The sequence below is a fragment of the Streptomyces sp. CB01373 genome, from assembly GCF_002803075.1.
Lineage (GTDB): Bacteria > Actinomycetota > Actinomycetes > Streptomycetales > Streptomycetaceae > Streptomyces.
Genome location: NZ_NNBK01000023.1, coordinates 14519 through 31374 on the forward strand (window position 1 = coordinate 14519; position 16856 = coordinate 31374).

Annotated in this window: 16 protein-coding genes and 1 pseudogene; 10 read left to right on the top strand and 7 right to left on the bottom strand. The window is 69.9% G+C overall.

Features of this window, described 5'->3' with window-relative positions:
• The 4 genes and pseudogenes from CG719_RS30875 (at position 1) to CG719_RS30890 (ending at position 4679) form a co-directional block, all read left to right on the top strand.
• Positions 1 to 873 carry a hypothetical protein gene (locus CG719_RS30875; protein ID WP_100572026.1) on the top strand — a complete coding sequence of 291 codons (873 nt, stop codon included), beginning with the start codon at positions 1 to 3 and terminating at the stop codon, positions 871 to 873.
• Positions 873 to 2492, top strand: a complete 1620-nt coding sequence (locus CG719_RS30880; protein WP_100572027.1) for a carbamoyltransferase family protein — start codon at positions 873 to 875, stop codon at positions 2490 to 2492. Before CG719_RS30875 ends, CG719_RS30880 begins: the two co-directional genes overlap by 1 nt.
• A gap of 31 nt (positions 2493 to 2523) precedes the next feature.
• The gene (locus tag CG719_RS30885) at positions 2524 to 3000 is read left to right on the top strand and encodes an NUDIX hydrolase (RefSeq protein ID WP_100572028.1); all 477 of its coding nucleotides are present in this window, start codon (positions 2524 to 2526) and stop codon (positions 2998 to 3000) included.
• A gap of 302 nt (positions 3001 to 3302) precedes the next feature.
• Positions 3303 to 4679 (top strand): annotated as a pseudogene (locus CG719_RS30890) (IS1380 family transposase).
• 145 nt (positions 4680 to 4824) lie between these two features.
• On the opposite strand, the gene CG719_RS30895 reads toward CG719_RS30890, so the two are convergent.
• Complete coding sequence (locus CG719_RS30895; protein ID WP_100572029.1) at positions 4825 to 5406, bottom strand: NADPH-dependent FMN reductase; 582 nt, start codon at positions 5404 to 5406, stop codon at positions 4825 to 4827.
• Between the two features lie 349 nt (positions 5407 to 5755).
• Here CG719_RS30895 and CG719_RS36845 point away from each other — a divergent pair, with 349 nt between their 5' ends.
• Genes CG719_RS36845 through CG719_RS37235 form a run of 3 tightly spaced genes read left to right on the top strand, consistent with a single transcriptional unit; the run spans position 5756 to position 6805 of the window.
• Complete coding sequence (locus CG719_RS36845; protein WP_234375843.1) at positions 5756 to 6112, top strand: hypothetical protein; 357 nt, start codon at positions 5756 to 5758, stop codon at positions 6110 to 6112.
• 10 nt (positions 6113 to 6122) lie between these two features.
• Positions 6123 to 6596 (top strand): GAF domain-containing protein, encoded by a 474-nt coding sequence (locus CG719_RS36850; RefSeq protein WP_234375844.1) that lies wholly within the window; start codon positions 6123 to 6125, stop codon positions 6594 to 6596.
• The gene (locus CG719_RS37235) at positions 6578 to 6805 is read left to right on the top strand and encodes a hypothetical protein (protein WP_267895375.1); all 228 of its coding nucleotides are present in this window, start codon (positions 6578 to 6580) and stop codon (positions 6803 to 6805) included. Before CG719_RS36850 ends, CG719_RS37235 begins: the two co-directional genes overlap by 19 nt.
• 489 nt (positions 6806 to 7294) lie before the next feature.
• Here CG719_RS37235 and CG719_RS30905 read toward each other — a convergent pair whose 3' ends face one another.
• From CG719_RS30905 to CG719_RS30930, 6 genes are read right to left on the bottom strand one after another with little or no spacing between them, the layout of a single operon-like run.
• The gene (locus CG719_RS30905; protein ID WP_100572030.1) at positions 7295 to 9079 is read right to left on the bottom strand and encodes a CocE/NonD family hydrolase; all 1785 of its coding nucleotides are present in this window, start codon (positions 9077 to 9079) and stop codon (positions 7295 to 7297) included.
• An 18-nt stretch (positions 9080 to 9097) separates the two neighbouring features.
• The gene (locus tag CG719_RS30910) at positions 9098 to 10039 is read right to left on the bottom strand and encodes an MBL fold metallo-hydrolase (RefSeq protein ID WP_100572031.1); all 942 of its coding nucleotides are present in this window, start codon (positions 10037 to 10039) and stop codon (positions 9098 to 9100) included.
• A gap of 34 nt (positions 10040 to 10073) precedes the next feature.
• The gene (locus CG719_RS30915; protein WP_100572032.1) at positions 10074 to 10997 is read right to left on the bottom strand and encodes an alpha/beta hydrolase; all 924 of its coding nucleotides are present in this window, start codon (positions 10995 to 10997) and stop codon (positions 10074 to 10076) included.
• A 4-nt stretch (positions 10998 to 11001) separates the two neighbouring features.
• Positions 11002 to 12114 (bottom strand): FAD-dependent oxidoreductase, encoded by a 1113-nt coding sequence (locus tag CG719_RS30920; protein WP_100572033.1) that lies wholly within the window; start codon positions 12112 to 12114, stop codon positions 11002 to 11004.
• Between the two features lie 13 nt (positions 12115 to 12127).
• Entirely contained in the window at positions 12128 to 13084 is a 957-nt protein-coding gene (locus CG719_RS30925; protein WP_100572034.1) for a phosphotriesterase family protein, read from the bottom strand.
• 49 nt (positions 13085 to 13133) lie between these two features.
• Positions 13134 to 14108, bottom strand: coding sequence for an aryldialkylphosphatase (locus CG719_RS30930; protein WP_100572035.1), 975 nt, complete (start codon positions 14106 to 14108; stop codon positions 13134 to 13136).
• Between the two features lie 249 nt (positions 14109 to 14357).
• Between CG719_RS30930 and CG719_RS30935 the strand changes: the two genes are divergently transcribed.
• The 3 genes from CG719_RS30935 to CG719_RS30945 are packed head-to-tail and all read left to right on the top strand — an operon-like array spanning position 14358 to position 16854.
• On the top strand, positions 14358 to 15530 hold the full coding sequence (locus CG719_RS30935; RefSeq protein WP_100572036.1) for a cytochrome P450: 1173 nt from the start codon (positions 14358 to 14360) through the stop codon (positions 15528 to 15530).
• Positions 15527 to 15715: a ferredoxin gene (locus tag CG719_RS30940; protein ID WP_100572037.1), complete on the top strand. Its 189-nt coding sequence runs from the start codon at positions 15527 to 15529 to the stop codon at positions 15713 to 15715. The genes CG719_RS30935 and CG719_RS30940 overlap by 4 nt, the downstream gene beginning before the upstream one ends.
• Positions 15712 to 16854, top strand: coding sequence for an NAD(P)/FAD-dependent oxidoreductase (locus CG719_RS30945; RefSeq protein WP_100572038.1), 1143 nt, complete (start codon positions 15712 to 15714; stop codon positions 16852 to 16854). Before CG719_RS30940 ends, CG719_RS30945 begins: the two co-directional genes overlap by 4 nt.
• Positions 16855 to 16856 lie beyond the last annotated feature (2 nt).

Below are 16856 nucleotides of genomic sequence, written 5' to 3' on the forward strand. Positions count from 1 at the left end.
ATGGCCGACCACGCCCCCGTAATGGTCCTGGACGGCCCGCCCGGCGCGGGCAAGACGTCCCTGCTCGCCCGCATGGTGTGCGCCCTGGGCGACACCGCCATGTGGTTCACCGAGCCCAACGCCCACCTCTCCGCAGGCCTCGCCGCCCCCGTGCACCCCAGCCCAGCCGGACACACCCTGTGGTTCCTGCGGCACGAACTCGACAAGGCCCGCGCCATGGCTCACCTGGTCGCCGACCCGGCAACGAGCCTGCTCATCTCCGACCGCAACCACCTCGGGGCCCTGGCGTACTGCTACGCCACCCGCGCCGAAGACTCCCTGCCGTACCGCACGGCCCGCGACTTCTACGCCCGCCGTATCGCCCCCGAGCTCCCGGAGACGGTGCTGACCGCGATCCTCCTGGCCAGCCCCGAGCAGAGCCTGACCCGCCGCGGTAACGTCGCCGAGCTGCCCAGGTGGAAGCAGTGGTTCGACCAGGGGATCCTGGAGCGGTTGCACACCTTCTACACCGACATCGCCCCCACGCTGTGCCCCATCCCACCAGCGATCATCAACACCGACGACGCCACCCGGGAGTCGGTCCCCGCCCAAGTCGCCGACGTGCTCGAGGACGCCGGCTTCGACCACACCGCCCGGGCGCTCAGGTCCGCCGGCGCTCCCGCCGCGCGGCCGCCGCTGAACGAGCAGTTCGCCGACACCTACTCCGAGCTCGGCGGGCTCGAGGCCTTCGGTCACCCCTTCACCCCTGCCTTCGCCCACCGCGGCGGCACCGTCCAGCTGTACCAGCTCGGCGCCCTGCACACCGACGCCGCCGGCCACACCCGGCTGTGGAACCCGCTCACGGACGCTCCGCCGGTACGGGGGGCCGCCTGATGAACAGCCCCACACCCTGCGTCGTCGGCATCAACCTCGGCCACAACGGCGGCGCCGCCCTGATCACCGACACCGTGATGGTCGCCATCGGCGAGGAACGCCTCAACCGCACCCGCTACAGCCCCGGCTGGGAAGCCTCCCTGCTGTACTGCCTGCGCTCCGCCGGCCTGACCCTCGCCGACGTCGACCTGGTCGCGGTCAGCGGCATCGGCCGCACCCCACCCACCTGGGCCGAGACCGGCCTGGCCCACCTCGGCATCGACCCGAACCGGATCGTCCCGGTCGACCACCACCTCAGCCACGCCTACACCGCCTACTGCCTCAGCCCGCACCAGGAGGCGACCGTGCTGGTCGTCGACGGCGGCGGCAACAACAACGACACCGAGACTTACTACCGGGCCACCTCCGCCGGGATCGAGCGCGTGGGCGGCACCCCGGCCACCCGGCCGCGCTCCGGTGGGATCGGAGCGACCTACGAGGCCTTCACGAACTGGCTCGGCTGGCACGAGCAGGAGGCCGGCAAGACCATGGCGCTCGCCTCGTATGGCGATCCAGGCCTCTACCCCGCTCCGCTGTTCGACGTCGTCGACACGCAGGTCCACGGACGGCTCACCCGCACCCACGCGCCCGGCGTCGCCGACCTCGCCGAACAGTCCGGCTTCGACTTCGGCCCGTACGGCAGCCGCGGCGAGCACGAGCTCGGTATCAACGCCGCCGCCTACGTCCAGAGCCAGACCGAGCGCGCCCTGTGCGCGCTCGCCGAACAGACGATCGCCTCCACCGGCCTCGGAAACCTGTGCTTCGCGGGCGGCGTGGCCCTCAACTGCGTCGCCGCCGACAAACTCCGCCGCCTGGACGCGGTCACCGGCTACTTCGCCCCACCCGCCTCATCCGACCGCGGCCAGGCCCTCGGCTGCGCCCTGTACGCCTGGCACCGCCTCACCAGCGAACTGCCCAGGCGGCCGCTGTCCAGCGACTACTTCGGCCGCGACTACACGTCCGAGGAGATCGAGCAGGCCCTGCGCCGCGACCCCCGTTCCGGCCTGGTCGAACGGCGCCGGAAACCGTTCACGTGGCGCCGCGAGAGCGACATCGCCCGAACAGCCGCCCAGATGATCGCCGACGGGAAGATCATCGGATGGTTCCAGGGCGGCAGCGAGCTCGGGCCCCGCGCGCTGGGGGCCCGCAGCATCCTCGCCGATCCCCGCACCACCGCCAGTTCCGACGCCCTCAACCAAAGGATCAAGCACCGCGAGCCATTCCGGCCATTCGCACCGGCCATCCTCGCCGATCACGCCAGCACCTGGTTCGACCTGGACGTGACCAGCCCGTTCATGCTGCTGGCCCCGCCCGTCCGCCCCGACCACGCCGACAAGATCGCCGGAGTCGTGCACGTCGACGGCACCGCACGAGTCCAGACCGTCGACCCGGCCACCGCGCCCGCCTACGGGGCACTGATCGAGCACTTCCACCAACTCACCGGAGTGCCCGTCGTCCTGAACACGTCCTTCAACGACCGCGAGCCCATCGTCGAGACTCCAGCCCACGCGCTCGCCACGTTCCAGGCCTGCGATCTGGATGTGGCATGCGTTGGCGAATACCTGGTAGAGCAGTCCTGACCTGCCTTCGCGGACTGCCACACTGGAGGACATGACGACCTCCACTCCGCCGCCGAGGGAAGCCGCCCGCGCCATCGTCCTCGACGCCGACGATCGCGTCCTGCTGCTGCGCTACGACGAGAACGGCGGCTTCTGGGCGACGCCCGGCGGCTCACTGGAGGACGGGGAAGACCACGCCACGGCGACGCTCCGCGAGCTGAGCGAAGAACTCGGTATCGACGAGAAGGCGGTCGAACTGGGGGCGCAGCTCGCGGAGCGCAGCAAGGACCACCTCGTTGGCGGCCGTGAGGTCCGCCAGGTGGAGAAGTACTTCCTCACCCGAGTCTCCGCAGCCGACGTCGACCCGGCCCGGGCATCGCAGCCCGACAACATCCGCGAACACCGCTGGTGGACCCTCGCCGAACTGCGTGCCACGGCCGAGACGGTCTACCCGCTCGGTCTCGCGGACCTACTCACCGGCGTCCTCGCGCACGGTGCACCCATGCGCCCCGTCGTCATGACCGGATGAGCCTTCCCCGCACCGCGCGGGACAGCAAAGTACGGACATGACTCAACACCTCCCGCCCCGCGCTTCGATGCCGTAAGCCGTACTCTGCGACGTCGACGGCGTCCTGCGGCACTAGGGTCCGTCTTCAAACGGATCTTGCCCAGAACAGGAACGACGCAAGAGTGATCGCTGCTTCGTTAGCCTCGCGCTTTCACGAGGTGGGGTGTCCGAGGCTTGATCGAATAAGCGGAGAGTGCTTCTGACCTGCAACGATGGGACTTGTCTAGGGTCCTGTTGGCTGCACGGAAAGAAGCACTCTCCAGGTGAAGAAGCGTATCGGGTCGTACCCGCGTGTCCGCATCGAGGGCGGCGGCCGGGCGGTGGTCTCGCAGGCCGGGGGCGTACTGCTGGTTGAGACCTTCCGCAAGGCCGGCTTGGACACCGCGATATCAGCGGCGCTCACGCCGTGGCGGAAGGCTCGGGCGGTGCACGATCCGGGCAAGATCCTGCTGGATGTGGCCCTGGCGGTCGCGCTGGGAGGGGACTGCCTCGCGGATGTCGCCGTGCTGCGGGCCGAACCGGCCGTGTTCGGGCCGGTCGCCTCCGACCCGACGGTCTCCCGTCTCATCGACACCCTCGCCGCGGCCGGGGAGAAGGCCCTGCGGGCCATCCGTGCCCCGCGGGCTGAAGCCCGTCGACGTGTCTGGCGGTTGGCCGACCGGGAAGCGCCTGATGCGGGCGGGACGGTGACCGTGGACCTGGACGGAGTGCTGGTCCTCGCCCACTCGGACAAGCAGGACGCGGCCCCGACCTGGAAGAAGACCTACGGCCACCACCCGCTGATGGGGTTCGTCGACCACGGACCGGGCGGAACCGGCGAACCCGTCGCGGCCCTCCTCAGACCAGGCAACGCGGGCTCGAACACGGCCGCCGACCACATCACCGCCGCCGGCCTGGCCCTGGCCCAGATGCCGAAGAAGTACCGGCGCGGGCGCCGGACCCTGATCCGCACCGACTCCGCGGGCGGCACCCACGACTTCGTCGCCTGGCTCGCCCAGCGGGGACGGTGGCTGTCCCACTCGGTCGGCATGACGGTCACCGAGGCGATCCACCAGCATGTGCTGAAGGTCCCGGCATCGGCGTGGACGGCGGCCGTCGAGGCGAACGGCGAGATCCGCGACGGCGCCTGGGTCGCCGAACTCACCGGCGACGTCCTGGACGGCTGGCCCAAGGGCATGCGGCTGATCGTCAGGAAGGAACGGCCGCACCCCGGGGCCCAGTTGCAGCTCACGGATGCGGACGGCATGCGGATCACCTGTTTCGCCACCAACACCTTGGGCCGGCCGATCGCCGAGCTCGAGCTCCGTCACCGGCTGCGGGCCCGGGCCTAGGACCGCATCCGCGCCGCCCGGGCCACCGGCCTGCGCAACCTGCCCCTGCACCGCACGGCCCAGAACCGGATCTGGCTGGAGATCATGCAGATCGCTCTCGACCTGCTGGCCTGGATGCCGATGCTCGCCCTGACCAGCCAGGCCCGGCTCTGGGAACCCCGCCGACTACGGCTCCGCCTGTTCACCGCGGCCGGACAGCTCGTGGCCACCGGCCGTCGGCGAATCCTCCGCCTGGCCCGGCACTGGCCCTGGACCAGCCACATCACTGCAGCCCTCGACCGGCTCACCCAACTGCCCGACCCCGGCTGACCAGCGGATTCCCCGTCCCTTCGACAGCACCTCAACACCCGGAGCAGTGGAATCCGGCGCCACCCCGAGGCGACACTCGGGCCCTCGGCCTGCACAGCCTCAGCCCACGGCACGAAAACGGTCCACCTACTCCGTCGGCGGACCGTCACGAAACTTCGAGGCTAGGAGGCAACACCGCGAGCACGCGTACGATGTGATCGCGAAACTCCTCCATGAAGCGTCGCAGAAACTGTTCCGTATCACTATTGGCGACCTGGCCATCGTCCGTGAATACCTCCGGGTTGAATCTGATGTAGGCCTCGGGCGCGTTCATTTGTGGAGAGTTGCAGTAGCTGAGGACGCTGCGAAGGCTCTGCTGGGCGATGGCTGTCCCGATGGCACCGGGGGAGGCTCCGATCACCGCGGACGGTTTGTGGGTGAATGAATTGTCTCCCCAGGGGCGGCTGGCCCAGTCGATGGCGTTCTTCAGAGCGCCGGGGATTGACCGATTATATTCCGGGGTCACGAATAGAATGGCGTCGGCGGAAGAGATCGAAGTTTTGAGCCTCCTACCTTCACTGGGAAAATCACTGTCATAGTCGTAGCTGTAGAGTGGGAGGTCGCTGATCGGGATCTCATCAAACTCCAAATCCGGTGGGGCCAGTCGGATCAGGACCTTGGAAAGCGTGCGGTTGATTGAGTGAGTCGCCAGGCTTCCCACGATGTAGCCGACCTTGTACGTGGTCATTTCTCCTCGATTCGATGCGCGCGCCTCGCATTCTCCCGGCCTCTTGCTGGAAGCAGGCGCACTTCCTCCAAGTGCACGAAATCACGGTCGCTGGTAATTCGCCTTCCAGGCTGATCCAACCGGAGGAGCACGGGGCACGGTGCCGTCAGGGCAGCTCGATCCGGCGGGGCTTTTCGCTGTCCAGGCGATCTCCGGTGTGTTCCAGGCGGAGCGGTTTGCGGCGCCGCGAAGTCCGGCTTCGCCTGATCATCGGGATGCCATGAGTAAGGGGCTGACTGCATTTACTCACCTTCAAAGCGTGGTGTCGGCAGGGGCTGACGGCCCGTGATCTCTGCGGTATGCCGATTGCATGCGGTATGCGCAAGGGGGCGGACTGACCGAGGAGCGGCGGGTCTTCCACGAGAAGCTGAGGGTGGAGGCGGCCGAGCGGTTCGTCCCCGAACGCGAGCGGGGGCACGCCGGCGTCCACGTCCTGGACGCCGTGCGGCGCTGCGTGGGACGCACCCTGGATCCAGCGGCGACCGGCGACGAGTCCGCCGGGGCCGTGGTCCCCGCGTTCGCCGACATCGCCGTCGTAGAGGTGGTGGACTCCGTGATGCGCGGCGACGACCCGCCGCAGGCCCCGCTGCCGCCGGGCACACTGCTGATGCGCACCGCCTTCCGCAGCGGCCACCCCCCACCCTCTACAGGCCCACCCTTTGGGTGATGTGCGCCTCTTGCCGGCTCCCACACCCTTCACCCAGGCCCTGACCGACCCGCGCCCCCGCCTGGTCCCTCTGGACCCCTCCGCGCCCCGGCTGCCCACCTACCGTCCGCGCGCGGATGCCATCCAGTCGGCGCAGGCCCACACCCTGCTGGTAGTGCCGCCGGCCCTGCGCGACGCGGCGCTCGGCCTGGTCAGCCTCTACCGCACGGGGAAGTCGCCGCCATTCGACGAGGCCGACCAGAAACTCGCGGTGGAGGTGGCTGCCCACACCGCCCTGTCCATCGACAACGCACGGCGCTTCACCCGCGAGCACGCCATCGCCGCCACGGTCCAGCGCCGGCTACATGCCCCGAAACCCACGCCTCGCTGGAGGCCGCCCACCTCTCCCCCACCGGCGCCGCCCGCGGCGCCTGGTACGACACCATCGCCCTGTCCAGAGCCCGCACCGCGCTCGTCGTCGGCAACGTGTCCGGGCAGGGTTTGAACGCGGCCGCCGCCATGGGCCAGATGCGGACGGTCATCCGAGCCCTGTCCGCCTTTGACCTCGCGCCCGACTCGCCCGCCTGCAGGACACGGCAACCGAACTGGCCACTGAACGGGCCAACCTGCCGCTGGGCGACCCGCTACGCCGCGAGGCACTCACCGCGGACTGCATCCACGCCATCCACGACCCCCTGGCCGGCACCTGCGTGATGGCGACAGCCGGCCACCTGGCCCCCGTCACGGTGCGCGGACAGGCTGCTCGCCGCCCACGAGCTCTGCCTGGAGAAGCGGCTGTCAGGCCGTGACGACGCCGCCGGGATGCGCTACCTGGTAATGGACTGGGCCTTCGACAGCAAACGCCCCTTCCTGGTGCGGTGACGTACTCTCCACTTTCGACGATTCGTTGGTCATCGCGTGGGTCGCTCGGGCGGGTGATGTGGCGTCACCTGGCCACGCCGGCTGGTGACAACAGAGAGGCATCGGCGGCGCCTTGCGTCTCCTCCGGGGAGAGACTCGGCCCTTGCCGATCCGGTCCACCGCGGACCGGATCGGCCGATCGGCAGGATCCGGCATGGCGGACCGCTGCTGGGCCGGCGGCCGGGACGACGCGCCCGGGAGCGCGAAGGTCCGGACGCCGGCCGGGCGGAAAGGCGAGACCGGCCGCCGGGGTACGGCGGCCCCCGTGCGGCGTCGGCCTCGTCAGGAGCCGCTGCGCCGGTCTCCGTCTTCGTTGCGCGCGGAGCTCTGTCGCGTCGTGTCCGGCGCCGTGACCGTCGTGAACGGCAGCACCAGCCGGGAGGGGTGTACGGCGTCGCGGTAGATCTTGTGGGTCACGGGGCGGCCCACCGGCAGGTGGAAGGCGTCCGGTGGCAGCAGCGCGTTGTGCGCGTCGGCCAGCGGCTCGTCGTTGGAGAGCTCCACGACCAGCTTGTGACCCGGCAGGAACATCGCCGCGAACGGGTAGACGCGCAGCACGTACTCCTCGATCTTCCCCGGCTCGACCGGCACCGCGCGGGTGTGCGGGTGGTAGGGGTCGCCCTCGGTGGTGCGTCCCTCGTCGAGCTCGCGGTGCGAGGCCTTGAGGTAGGCGGTCGTGATGAGCTGCCGCTTGCCGCCCGGGGCCTCGTCCCACATGCGCAGGATGAAGTTGGTGTCGGGCTGGTCGATCTCCGCGAAGAGGTGCGCCGCGCCCTGGCCGATCATCTCGATGGGCTCGGTGAACGGCTCGGTGCTCCAGCTGAGCATCTCCACCTTGTCGGTGACCGTGAGCGGCGCCTGGTAGAAGCCGTCGGGAACGGCGTGCTCGGCGCCCATGGGCTCGGGTTCGAAGGAGAGCTTGTGGCGCGGGCGGAGGTAGAGCGGCTTGTGCTCCACGTCCTTCGGCGGCCACTGGGCCCCGGTGACGTACTGGCGTGAGCCCTCGACGTGCACGGTGACGGAGGGCTCGTCCATGATCCCGTTGTCGATGTCCTTGATCCAGTAGTCGTACCAGCGGAACATCTTGTCGTGCTCTTCGATGAAGGGGCGCGACTGCATGGGCGGGTACGGGCCGATGTCCAGCTTCTTGGGGCCGTTGAGGCGGTTGAAGACCTCGATGGTGCCGTCCATCGTCCAGCCGCGGCCCTGGTCGATCTGGAGCCAGACCGGGATGTCGATGTTCGGCGCGAGGGTGACGGGGTTGCGCTCCTCGTACCAGTCGCCGTCGACCTCGTTCATCACGATGTCGAACCAGGCCTCGTGGTTCTTCGGGTAGTTCAGCACGTGGACCAGGTTGGGCCAGGCGGCCACGTCCGGGTCCTGCAGGCGCTCGGCGACCCGCTTCTTGATCTCTTCGGGCGAGCAGGCCTCTAGCATGCGGGACTTGACGCCGTCGGTGAAGGCCCAGCCGGAGTCGCCGCCGCGCCCCTCACGGGCGGCGCGCGGCATGAACCACATGACGCCGCCGTGGTAGGTGGTCTCGTAGAAGTCGTAGTGGCCGCCGCTGACGAAGATCGCCTTGAGGCTCGGCGGACGCTCGGCCGCCGCCAGCACCTGCATCGAGCCGAAGTAGGAGATGCCGATCATGCCGACGTTGCCGTCGCACCACGGCTGCGCGGCGACCCACTCGATGAAGTCGTACGCGTCCTGGCCGAGCGAGACGCCACCGGCGTTGTAGTTGCCGATGTGCTCGCCCTCGGAGGCGCCGGAGCCGCGCAGGTCGCCGATGACGTGGACATAGCCCTCCTGGACGACGCGCGCGATGTCGCCGGCCTCGATGCAGCCGTCCCACATGGGGCTCGGCCGGCGCTGCGGCGGAGTCGTCAGGGCCAGGGCCTGGAGCTCCTTGCCGTACGGGCTCAGGGCCACCAGCGCGGGCCGCGGCGTGTCGTCCACACCACTGTACGCGTCGGCCACCAGCGTGACACCGTCGCGCATCGGCACCTGGAGATCCTTGCGGACGGCGATCGACTGCTCGCCCGAACGGATCGTGTGAAGGTCAGTCATGGGTGTGAAGCTCCTGTGTTACGCGTTCTGTTCGAGGTGCGTGCGGTAGCCGGCCATGGAGGTGAAGAACGGCGACGGCTCGAGCGCGGGGTCCCCGGTGTAGCCGAGCTCCTCGGCGGCACGGGCGAACGGGGAGTACGGCGAATCCGTCTCCCGCAGGCCCGCCTCCAGGCATCCGCAGGCGGCCGCGGCGACACGGGCCTCGACGTCCAGGCTCTGGGTGATTGCCTCCTGGGCCTGCGCCTCGTCGAGCTCGACGCCGTACGGTGTGCCGTCGACGCGGCGGTAGGGGTGCCCCAGGTAGAGGTGCCGCGGGCGGATCTCGTCCCGCAGGTACTCCAGGCCGGCGCGGTAGGCCACCGGGTCCGTGTAGCCCGGGAAGCCGTTCGCCGCCCCGTGGACCTGGACGGCGTCTCCGGTGAACACCGAGCGCTGTCCGTCGACGACGTAGGCGACCGATCCGGGTGTGTGGCCCGGTACGGAATGCACCGACACGGTGACATCACCGCCGAGGGAGAGGGTCTCGCCGCCCTTGACCAGTAGGGACGGCTCCATCTCCCCGGAGATGACGGCCTCCGTTGCGGCCGCCACCTTCGCCTCGCCCTCGGGGGCGTCCAGGTACCGGCCCCGTCCCGCGAGGTACTCCTCGACGTGGGCCCGGCGCGAGCGGAGCATCGGTGCGTCCGCTTCGTGGATGACCACCTGGGCGCGCCGCCCGGTGAGCTCCCACAGGGCGTGCGCTCCGCCGACGTGGTCGATGTGACCGTGGGTCAGCAGGATCCAGCGCACGTCCTCGATGCGGCGTCCGATGGCCTCGAGCGCGGGAGCCATCCCTTCTGCGGGCGACGAGGCGATGCCGGTGTCGACGATCACCGGCTCAGGTGCGTCGATGAAGAAGCTGTAGAGACCGAACCGGCCCCAGGGCGAGACCAGGGGGTGGACGGTGACTGGGTGCGTCATGCTTTTCTGCTCCGCTCGTGCACGGGCCGGCCGGTCAGCTGCGGCCGAGGAAGTCACGCGTCTGCGTGAAGACCGCGTGGTACTCCGGGATCCAGGAGAAGTGCTGGACGAACCCGTGGCCCGCTCCCCCGTACCGGCTCACCGTCGCTTCCACACCGGCTTCGCACAGCCGCTCGCCGTACAACTCCCCCTCGTCGCGCATGGGGTCGTGCTCGGCGGTGACGACCAGCGCGGGCGGCAGACCGGTGAGGTCGGTCCGCTTGATCGGCGACACCAGCGGGTCCGCGGGGTCGGCGCCGCTGTCGAGGTAGAAGGCGTTGAAGGGCTTCAGCCCCGCCGTCTCCAGGCCGTAGCCCACCGCGTTCTCCCGCAGCGACGGGTAGCGGTCGACGTCGAAGTCCAGGTCGAGCGAGGGGTAGTAGAGGATCTGGTGGGTGATCCCGTCGAAGCCGTCGTCGTGCGCCCTGGCGGCGACCGCGGCGGCGAAGGTGCCGCCGGAGCTGTCACCGGCGACGGCGAGGGTCGTACCGTCCCAGGCCAGGCCCGTACCCTCCTCGGCGACCCAGCGCACGACCGCGTAGCAGTCGTCGAGACCGGCCGGGAAGGCCGCCTCGGGTGCCAGGCGGTAGCCGACGGAGACGACCTTGAGCCCGGTCTCCTTGGCCAGTGAGCGCGCGACGTGGTCGTGGGTCTCCAGGCTGCCGAGGAAGAACGCGCCGCCGTGGAAGTAGACCAGCACACCGTAGCTGTCGGCCTCGACAGGGGTGTAGATCCGTACGGGTACCTCGCGGGCGGCTGTCTTCGCCGTCACGTCGTCGACCGCGTGGAGCGGCAGGCGCTCCTCCAGGGGGGCGACGTGCGCCTCGTCCGCGGCGCGCAGGGCGACCGGGTCGAGCGGACCCTCGGGCGGGGCGGGCAGGCTCGCGATGAATGCGGCGATCTCGGGATGCAGCGTCACGGTGTCACTCCTGCCCGGCAGCGGCGGGCTTCTGACCGGGGAAGACGTCGTTGATCTCGTCCTCGGTCCACCCCTGGCGCGAGATGCGCTGCAGCTCGTCGGTCACCGGCTTGCGGGTGGCCTGGTACAGGGCCAGCGCCTCCTTCACGGAGTCCGCCTGCCGCAGGGCGTCGGCGAGCGCGCCGCCATCCTCGATGGCCGAGTTGGCGCCCTGGCCCTGGTGGTGCAGCATCGAGTGGGCCGCGTCGCCGACGAGGACGACGGAGTCCGAGTGCCACGTGTCGACCGGGTCGATGTCGTAGACGGCGCGGATGTTCACGGTGTTCATGTCGAGGTCGCGCGTGATGCTCACGAGGCGCTCGTCGAAGCCCTCCACCGTCTTCAGCATGTCGTCCTTCGTGACCTGCGGGTTCCAGGTGCCGTCCGGGCACAGGGCGGTGATGTCGAACGACACCTGGCCCCGGTGGCGCAGCGGCAGCAGGTAGATCTTCGTGCCCTTGCCGATGTACATCCGGAGGTTGTCGTCGACGACCATCCCGTGGGCGGCGTCGACGGGGATGACCGCGCGGTAGGCGTGCTCGCCCGAGAACACCGGGCCCTTCTCGCCGAACAGCTGCCCCCGCACCACCGACTTGATGCCGTCGGCGCCGACGACCAGGTCGGCCTCGACGGTCTTGCCGCCCGCGAAGGTGAGGACGGAGCTGTCCCCCTTGTCCTCGACGCTCTCGAGCTTGTGGCCGAGGTGCACCATGCCCTCGGGGAGGACGCCCAGGAGCGCGTCGATGAAGTCGCCGCGGTGGATCAGGTGGGTATGGGTCTGTTCGTCGTCGACCGGCCACGTCTCTTTCATGATCGGGTCACCGGTGGCCGTGAGGATCTCGAAGTACTCGCTCGGCGAGGTCACCTTCGCGATCGCGTCGAAGATCCTCCACTGGCGGAACCGGTTCATGGTGACGGGACGCAGACCGATGCCGGCGCCCACCTCCCGGATCTGGTTGGCCTGCTCGTAGACGTCGACCTCGGCGCCGAGCAGGCTCAGGGCCTTGGCCGCCGCCGCGCCGCCGTACCCCGCTCCGACGATGGCGATCTTCAGGTTCTTCAGGTCTGAGGACTGCATGGTGGTTCTCTCTTTACTTCTGAAGGGTGAGGAAGTCGGCGGGGTTGTCGACGAAGATCGTCTTGATGGCGGCCTCGTCGAGACCGGCGGCGCGGAGGTCCGGGATGAGGTCCTCGAAGATGTAGTTGACGGTGTGGCCCTCGACGCCCGGCCAGCCCAGCGGGCTGCAGTTGGCGTCGGCGGAGGCCAGGACCTGCTTGAGCCGCAGGCCTCCGTCGATGAACCGCAGGAAGTGGTCCAGCCGCTCCTTGCGGGGGCGGGCCCAGAACGGCGGGTCGGGCAGCTCGGTCTCGTAGCCGAAGGTGTCGAAGCCGATGCGGCCGCCCTTCTCCGCGATCCAGACGTCGCGCGTCTTGTCGGCGTTCACGCCGTCGTCGACGTGCCCGAACAGGACGCGGTCCAGCGGCAGGCCCTCCTCGTCGAAGATGGCGATCGCGTTCTCGGCGTCGATCGCGAGGTGGGTCAGGATCGGCACGCCCGTGGTGAGCGAGGCGCGGGCCGCGGCGCGGTAGATCCGCTTGTCCAGGTCCGTCATGCGGCCGCCGCGGCTGACACCGACCTTGATGACACCGGCGAGGCCGCCGGTGCTGCCGATGCCGACGGTGATCTCGTGGACGAACTGCCGCATCAGGTAGTCCACGTCGGCGTTCGCGAAGTGCGGCTGGGCGGTGTCGCCGCCGACGAAGCCGGTGCAGGCGACGATGTGGACGCCGGTCTTCGCGGACAGCGACTTGTAGTAGTCGACGTCACGGCCGTTGCAGATGCCGGTCGCGTCGACGAAGGTGCCGCCGCCGTACTCGTGGAACGCGCGCAGCTTCGGGACGGTCTCCTCGTACCGCTGCTCGGGGGTCTTCCACCACTTGGTGTCCAGTTCGGAGCCGGGCATGCCGTACCCGATGTGCTCGTGGACGGCCACGAGTCCCAGCTCCTCGGCCGGGACCGGGCCCAGGACCGTGTTCACTCTCGACACAACACTCACCTTTGAGTAGGAGACTTGATGGTCGTTCGTGCCGGCGCGCTCAGCGCACCGACAGCAGGTCGCGCGGGTTCTCCACGAGAATCCGCCGCGCGTCCTCGTCGCTGAGACCCTGTGTCTTCAGGAGCGGGACGAAGATGGTCAGGACATGGCTGTACGGCAGGTCGTTGCCGGAGTGTCCCTTCGCCACACCGGTCGCGCTGCTCGACAGCAGGATCCGGTCGGCGACGCCGGCCTTCACCATGTCGGCGACCAGAGCGGCACGCTCGGCGTCGGTGACGTGTTCCCCGTCCTCCACGCCGACGTGGTCGAGGGCGACGTAGGCGCCTCGCCGGGCGACCTCCAGGGGTGCTCCGGCGGCGACGGCGTCCTTGCGGTCGAGTCCGCCGACGACGACACGGTCGGCCGCCAACTTCTCGTCCAGGACGACGTCCAGGTCGTGCGCGGCGTCGCTCCCGTAGCGGATGGAGACAGCGACGCCGGTACTCAGAGCGGTCCGGGCCGCACCCCGGAACAGGCTCTCGTCGGTCGCGGTCATGCCCTCGCGGGTCGCGGTGGTGGCCACCAGGCCCGCCGCGCCGCGGCGCTCCACCCGCGGGACCACCATGCCCTCGGTGACCTCCTTGGTGAAGAGGTCGGCGAACTTCTCGGCCGGCCACGGCGTCGGCGGGTTGGTCTGCGGCGTGAGGAAGTAACCGCCGAGCAACTCCTCGGGGCCCTGACCCGTCGACGCGACGATGTGCACGCCGGTCGTGCGGGCGAGGGTCTCGTACAGCCGGACGTCCCGGCCGTGGAACATGCCGGTGCTGTCGACGATCGTGCCGCCGCCGTGGGCGCGGAAGTCCTTCAGCTTCGCGGCGAGGGTCTCGAAGATCTCGGCGCGGTCGATGGTGATGTCGAAGGCGTGCTCGGCGCCGGGCACCACCGACAGCAGAGCCTCGTGGACCGAGACGACACCCAGCTCGGCGGCCGGCACCGGGCCCAGGACGGTGTTCACGGTGTTGCTTTCGACGCTCATGGCTTGCCTCACATGTCCGGCGTGGGGTGCCCGCGCACCCTGTGGCTGCCGTCACGGTAGCCATTCGCTTTACATGCCGTCAATGAAACGAACACCACGAAAAAACAATTCGCCAAGGGTTGCGCGAACGCGACCGGACCCCTTGCGCCGGCGCGCACTGTCAAGTGCATGACACATGCACGCCATGCATGAAGAGCCATGTAAAGCATTCACTTGTTCGATATGAGGTCGGACACTTCACTGTGGGGCATGAGCACCCCGCCTACCTCCGACGTCGACCTCTTCGCCGACGAAGTCGTCCTCGATCCCTACCCCGTCTACGCCGAACTCCGGGAACGGGGCCCCGTCGTCCACCTCCCGGAGAACGACGTCTACGCGCTGACGCGGTACGACGTCGTCCGTGGCGCCCTCGCCGACTGGGAGTCGTTCTCCTCGGCCTCGATCGCGTTCAATCCGATGGCCAACGAGGCGCTCACCGGCACCTCGCTCGCGTCCGACCCGCCCGTGCACACCCAGCTGCGCGCCACGCTCACCGAGAACCTCTCCCCGCGTGCGCTGCGCGGTCTCAAGGCCGGGATCGAGACGAAGGCGGACGCCCTCGTGGCCGGGCTCGTCGAGAAGGGCTCCTTCGAGGCCATCGACGCGCTCGCCCGGGCCTTCCCGCTGGAGGTCGTCGCGGACCTGATCGGCTTCACCGGTCACGTGCGCGACAACATGCTCCGCTGGGGACAGGCCGCCATGCAGGTCCTCGGCCCCATGAACCAGCGCACGGCCGAGAACTTCCCCATCGCCGGCGAGCTCTACGCCTGGTGCTCCCAGGTCAAGGCCGACGACCTCGCGGAAGGGTCCGTGGGCCGCGGCATCTTCGAGGCCGAGGACCGCGGCGCCATCCCGGCGGACACGGCCGGCCACATCATCCACCAGTACCTCGGGGCCGGCGTCGACACCACCATCGCGGCGATCGGCAACATCGTCGCCCTCTTCGCCCGGCATCCCGACCAGCTCGCCCTGGTCCGCGAGAACCCGTCGCTGGTCCCCGCGGCGTTCAACGAGGTACTGCGCTTCTGGGCTCCCGTCCACGCCTGGGGCCGGCGCGTCACGAAGGACGTCACGATCGAAGGGGCGGTCGTCCCGGCGGGCGCACAGGTCGCGATCCTGTTCGGCGCCGGCAACCGCGACCCCCGGCACTACGAGAACCCGGACTCCTTCCTCGTCGAGCGCAATCCTGTCGACCACCTGTCGTTCGGCTACGGCCCGCACGGCTGCGCCGGCCAGGGGCTCGCCCGCCTGGAGGCGCACGCCGTGATCGAGGCGCTCTCCCGGCGTGTCGAGCGCCTCGTCGCCGGACCCGAGGTCCGCGTCCCCAGCAACACCACCCGGAGCATCGAGGAGCTCCCCGTCCTGGAGGTGATCCCCGCATGAAGATCGTCCTTGACCGCCCCCGCTGTGAGGGCCACGGCCTGTGCGAGGAGGCCGCGCCGCAGCTCATGCACCTCGACGACGAGGGCGAACTGGTCCTGGACCGCGAGGAGGTCGGTGAGGCCGACGCCGCCCTGGCGAACGCCGCCGTCCGTGTGTGCCCGGTCGCGGCGCTGAGGGTCGTATGAGCACCGGCACTCTGAGGCGCGTCGTCGTCGTCGGCAACGGGATCGCCGGGCTCACCGCGGCCGACACCCTCCGCGAGGCCGGCTTCGACGGCGAGCTGACCATCGTCGGCGACGAACGGCACCCGGCATACAGCCGCCCGGCCCTGTCGAAGGCGCTCCTGCTCGACGGTGACGACATGTCGTCGCACGAGCTGCCGCCGGCCGGCCACGGGGCGAGCGAGCTGCTCGGCGTGCGGGCGACCGGCCTCGACCTCGACCGCCGGCTCGTCTCGCTCGACGACGGTACGGCGCTGCCGTACGACCGCGTCGTCCTGGCCACCGGTTCCCGGGCGCGACGTCTCTCCGATCTGCCCGGGGAAGTCACCCTGCGCGGACTCGACGACGCGCTGTCCCTGCGCGGCCGGCTGGCGACCGGGCCGTCGGTCGTCGTGGTGGGCGGCGGCCCACTCGGCATGGAGATCGCGTCCGGATGTCTGGCCGGCGGCTGCAAGGTCACGCTCGTCTCCCAGGGCGCGCCGCTGATTCTCCAGCTCGGCCCGTATCTCGCCGACGTGTTCATCAAGGCCGCCCTGGGGCAGGGTCTCACCGTCGTGGAGACCGCGGCCGCCCGGCTAGAGGGGAGCGACGGAAGCACCCGGGTCGTCCTCGACGAGGGCGGGGTTCTCGAGGCCGAGGTGATCCTGACCGCCGCCGGCGACGTTCCCAACACCGAGTGGCTCGCCGAATCGGGACTCATCGCCAAGGGCGCCATCCCGGTCGACGAACGCGGTCTCGTCCGCCCCGACGTGGCGGCTGTCGGCGATCTCGCGGCCTTCCCCACCCCGCAGGGCCTGCGCCGCATCCCTCTGTGGAGCAGCGCGATCGAGCAGGCGAAGGTCGCGGCGCGGGCACTCGTCCGCGGCGACGAGGCTCCGCCGCTGCGGTTCCAGCCGTACTTCTGGACGGAGCAGTTCGGAGTGAGTCTGAAGGCGGTGGGCAACCTGCCGGTGGAAGGGGAGCCGGAGTACGTCGACGGAGGGCCCGGCGGCGGTCCGGCGCTGATGCGCTGGTCGCACGAGGACGGCACCGGTGACGCCGTGGCGCTCAACTACCGGATCCCGATCCCCCGGCTGCGCCGGATGACCCGGGCGGCCACGTAGGG

What these genes read in the sequence shown, in the direction of transcription:
- CG719_RS30945 (WP_100572038.1), top strand. Translation starts at nt 15,712, where the DNA reads ATGAGCACCGGCACTCTGAGGCGCGTCGTCGTCGTCGGCAACGGGATC.
- CG719_RS30940 (WP_100572037.1), top strand. Translation starts at nt 15,527, where the DNA reads ATGAAGATCGTCCTTGACCGCCCCCGCTGTGAGGGCCACGGCCTGTGC.
- CG719_RS30920 (WP_100572033.1), bottom strand. Translation starts at nt 12,114, where the DNA reads ATGCAGTCCTCAGACCTGAAGAACCTGAAGATCGCCATCGTCGGAGCG.
- CG719_RS30910 (WP_100572031.1), bottom strand. Translation starts at nt 10,039, where the DNA reads ATGACGCACCCAGTCACCGTCCACCCCCTGGTCTCGCCCTGGGGCCGG.
- CG719_RS30895 (WP_100572029.1), bottom strand. Translation starts at nt 5,406, where the DNA reads ATGACCACGTACAAGGTCGGCTACATCGTGGGAAGCCTGGCGACTCAC.
- CG719_RS36845 (WP_234375843.1), top strand. Translation starts at nt 5,756, where the DNA reads ATGCGGTATGCGCAAGGGGGCGGACTGACCGAGGAGCGGCGGGTCTTC.
- CG719_RS30875 (WP_100572026.1), top strand. Translation starts at nt 1, where the DNA reads ATGGCCGACCACGCCCCCGTAATGGTCCTGGACGGCCCGCCCGGCGCG.
- CG719_RS30880 (WP_100572027.1), top strand. Translation starts at nt 873, where the DNA reads ATGAACAGCCCCACACCCTGCGTCGTCGGCATCAACCTCGGCCACAAC.
- CG719_RS30935 (WP_100572036.1), top strand. Translation starts at nt 14,358, where the DNA reads ATGAGCACCCCGCCTACCTCCGACGTCGACCTCTTCGCCGACGAAGTC.
- CG719_RS30930 (WP_100572035.1), bottom strand. Translation starts at nt 14,108, where the DNA reads ATGAGCGTCGAAAGCAACACCGTGAACACCGTCCTGGGCCCGGTGCCG.
- CG719_RS30885 (WP_100572028.1), top strand. Translation starts at nt 2,524, where the DNA reads ATGACGACCTCCACTCCGCCGCCGAGGGAAGCCGCCCGCGCCATCGTC.
- CG719_RS30905 (WP_100572030.1), bottom strand. Translation starts at nt 9,079, where the DNA reads ATGACTGACCTTCACACGATCCGTTCGGGCGAGCAGTCGATCGCCGTC.